This is a genomic window from Stieleria sp., assembly GCF_041595215.1.
GTDB classification, from domain to species: Bacteria; Planctomycetota; Planctomycetia; order Pirellulales; family Pirellulaceae; genus Stieleria; species Stieleria magnilauensis.
Map to the genome: position 1 here is coordinate 1 of NZ_JBFHKV010000871.1, position 3,774 is coordinate 3,774.

Genomic DNA, 3,774 nt, shown 5'->3' on the forward strand with positions numbered 1-3,774 from the left:
CCCCCCCCACTACCGCCTACCCGAAAACCAAGGCGAAGCGGAAGACTCGGTCAGGGCGAGGCCGCGGACCGCCGTCCGCGCTGGCGTCCGGCCTGGACCACCGTCCACAGGTAGCTGAGCGAAAAGACGATGCAAATCGCCACCATCAGCGAGACAATTTGGGTCGAATGCAGGTTCACCACGCCCTGCTTGCGCCAGACGGAGAAAAAGTGAAACAGCTGGCCAAAACCGATCAGGCAGCCGAAGGCACCGAGGATCGCCGCCGTCGCCAACGCTTGGCGGCGACGATGCGGATTGAGTGCCACGACGCCGAAAAACAGGATCGGAATTCCCAGCATCATGGGAATAAACAGCATCGGAGCCTTGTTCAGCGAACCGAACAGGGCGATCGCCGTGTCGATGCACAGCAAAAGTCCAGAAACAATGCCAAATCGAGCCATCAATTGCTTTCGAAAAAGGGGGTGCCATCGCCGCCTGAGCTGACTAAATCGTAGCTCTCTTTTATCGGCAATGTCAGCCCTCTGTGAACCGCCCGGCTGACGCAGCCCGCCAGGGTGCGACAGTTCAGCACGTGGCGTTAGCCAGTGGCGCGAGATGCACTGCCGGCGCGATCGTCTCGGGCCGGTCGCTGACGCGTCCCGCTGGTGTGCGGGCGGGACCGGTTAGTCTTGTTGCGAACCGTCCTCGGCCTTGGATTCGGGCGTTTCGCCGTCGGATGGTTCGGCGTCCTTCAACCGTTCGGCTGCGTCGCGGTGGCCTTGGGCCAAGTCCGCGTCACCCACCTTGTCGTAGCAATCGGCGAGCATGAGATGCGATCGTCGCTTCAAGTCCGGGGCGGGCAACGCACGCTCCAGATCGCTGATCGCTTCGCGGAACCGCCCCATGCGAAACAGGATTTGTCCGCGTGTCTCGAAGAAGTGCGGCGTCGGGGTGGGGACGTTGTCGATTGCCGCGTTAGCGACCTGCAGCGCTTTTTCGTACTCGGGAGCCTCTTTCAGCGCCAACGCGACGGCCAGATTATTCAGGATCGCACCGCTTCGCGGCAGCTGTTCGGCCGCCTTCTCCAAGTGCAACTCCGCCATCGCGAGATCCTCTTTCATCAGTGCAGAAGTGCCTTTGATGAAATGGGCGATCCCGGCCGGCGATCCCGAGATCAACGCCGCTCGGACGGTTGCAATCTGTTCATCGTCTTCGTTCAAACTGGATAGCACGTGGTCGGCGACCATCGTCACCACGCGCGGATTGTTCGGCGCGATCTTGACCGCAGCGTCGAGCATCGTGAGGACACGCAATCGTTCCTGCACGGTGTTGGTCGGAGATTTTTCGATGTAGGTCACATAGGCGACGATTGCGTCTCCGAGCGCTTGGGTCAGCATGCGCCGCTCTTCTGGCGTCTTGGCGACGTCGATGCTGCCTTTGAGCGTTCGGATCGCGTCGGAGTGCCGTTCCAAAAAGATCTGGTTGCGAGCGATACTCATCGCAATGTTGGAATTGGTCGGGTCGTCCTTGTGCATTTCTTTGACCCGTTCCAACGCCGCGGACGCATACTGTTCGGCGGCATCAAATTCATTCAATTGACGCGCCAAGGCCGCCGCCTGCAGTCCACGCATCGGTTCGACTTTGGACAGTTCCAGCACGACGGGGATCGCGGAACTGAGGCGTTGTTCAAAGATCAGGTACTCCGCGTACATCCGTTTCGCACCGAGATTCTCGTCTTCTCGCTCGGTGATCAACTGCAAGACCCTGCCGACTTCGTCGAGTTCTTCGGGGCTGAAATCGGTCAGTTTCTTGCCGATGATCTGGTTCTCCAGCAACCATTTGGCGGCCGGAAGATGGCGACGCGTCAGCAGTTGACGCATCAACACCTTGGCCTCCTCTTCAAACGACTGGGCTTCGCGGACGAGCGCAAAGCGGTGGATCAGGTCGACGTTTTTCGGATCGGCTTCCAGCTGTCGCCGAATCACGATCTCCGCGGTCGGGAAATCTTCGCGGTCCAGGGAAACTCGCAATTGGCGGTCCAACAGACGGTTTCTCCAGCCCGCGCCGCCGCTAAAGGCGATGAACGCTGTCGTGAATAGCACCATCGACAGGATGACCGCCGGGATCGCTTTGGGCGCGTCACGCCAGGGGATTCCCAAGAACCAACAGCGAATGAACTCACCGATCCAGCGAAACCACGTCAGTGGGTTGAATGCATGCATCTTAATTCAACTCCTTTGCCGTCATCGGTTGCTCTGATTTTGCCACCGCCGACACAGCGGCCGGGGCATCGATTCGAAGCGCCTGGGCGGGCAGCGTGCGACCGGCGTTTTCAATGATCGCGTCAGCGATCCGGCCACGTGCGGCGATGAATTCCTCCTGCAGATCTTGCAACTTGCGTGGACTGAGTTTGTCCGGCGATGTGATCCACATTTGGAACATGATGACTTCGTTTTGCTCCCAAACGCCGGTTGAATCGATGCGATTCCAAACCCGGTGCGTGAACGCAGACAAACTGTCCGGTGCGTCGACCAGGGTTCCGTCGCTGCCGATGCCGGCAAAGATCAGGTAACCATGCTGCGTCGGGCCGCGTTTGAACCGGGCCAAGACGTACGTGGACGTCAGCGCGTCCGGGTTCTTCGCAACGATCTCCATCGATTCGAATTGGTCGGGCGATTGGATGTCGCGATCCAACAGCATCCAGTCCAGCCGCTCGTAACAGTTGCACAGTTCATGCCAGCCTTGGTGGGGTTGGCTCAGCACGAACTGAACGGTGACGTCATCCCACTGGCATTCCCAGATGTCCGAGTTGGCTCCCAAGCGTGGGTCTTCATAACCCCGGTTTGCCTTGTGCCCGACGACGGTCAGCACGTTCAGGGAGTCGTTGATCAGGTCCGGTGGCGGGTCGAACACAAGTGCTTTGTCACTCTGGACCAGGTTGGCCGGTTTGCGAGACCGAATGACTTGGGTCAATGATGCCAGGCAAATCAGACCGGCCAGCGCGGCGAAACCGATCTGCGCGATGCGGTTGTCGACCAAACCCTGGGCCCAGCGGAACGCTCCGCTGCGTTTGTCGCGAGCCAGAAGATCCATGACGTTTCGATGCGTGCCGCGGCCGCCGGTCGCTTCGTCGGCCGAATTCAGGGACAGGTAGTTCCATCCCGCCACCAGCGGGTTGAACTCCGATTCCTCCGGGACGCGATGCAACAGTGTGGCAATCAAATAGTCGAAGGAAAGCAGGAACCCGAACGCGATCGCCAAAGCGAAATAGCCCAGCAATTCGTGCGGCCAACCCTCGGCTAAATCGAACTGAAAGGAATTGGCGACCAAGGCGACGACCGTGACCCGAATGACGTTGGCGAAAATGGCCAACAGGCATGCGATCGCCAGGTAGATCGGTGCCATCCAAATCCGTCGCCGTCGCCACGAGATCATCAGAAAGGCGAGAAAACTGAGCGTGAAGACGGATTGAATGCCGCTGCAGGCTTCGGCGACAAAGAGTTCGCGATCGGCAAGCTGGATCACGTTGTTGGTCACCGCGTGTGGAACCGCCAGCGTGTCCAGCAAGACGCTCGACATCCACGTCGTCACGTTCTGCAGCCACAGCACCAACAACGTGTCGGCGCGAACCAGTTGAACGATCGTCAGCAACGGAAGCACGAGGACCAGCAACGTTGAATCCTCCGGTCCACGCATCGCGTACAGCATGGTCGCGCAAAGGATCGCGAATGCGACTGCCGCAAACCAGGGGAACTGCACCACCGTCCCGAAGGCAGTCAGCAGCAACGCGAATCC

The 3,774-nt window shown here is 59.5% G+C and carries 3 protein-coding genes; all 3 read right to left on the reverse strand.

Annotation, left to right across the window (positions count from 1 at the left end):
* Nucleotides 1-50: 50 nt before the first annotated feature.
* Complete coding sequence (locus ABX749_RS25470; RefSeq protein WP_145208926.1) at nucleotides 51-440, reverse strand: hypothetical protein; 390 nt, start codon at nucleotides 438-440, stop codon at nucleotides 51-53.
* Nucleotides 441-662: 222 nt separating this feature from the next.
* A complete protein-coding gene (locus ABX749_RS25475; protein WP_372898482.1) occupies nucleotides 663-2,201 on the reverse strand; it encodes a tetratricopeptide repeat protein in 1,539 nt (512 codons plus the stop codon).
* A gap of 1 nt (nucleotide 2,202) precedes the next feature.
* A partial coding sequence (gene xrtU, locus ABX749_RS25480; RefSeq protein ID WP_372898483.1) for an exosortase U occupies nucleotides 2,203-3,774 on the reverse strand: 1,572 nt, incomplete at its 5' end.

Excerpts from the sequence above, each read along its gene's own strand:
- ABX749_RS25470 (WP_145208926.1), bottom strand. The coding sequence starts at position 440 with ATGGCTCGATTTGGCATTGTTTCTGGACTTTTGCTGTGCATCGACACG.
- ABX749_RS25475 (WP_372898482.1), bottom strand. The coding sequence starts at position 2,201 with ATGCATGCATTCAACCCACTGACGTGGTTTCGCTGGATCGGTGAGTTC.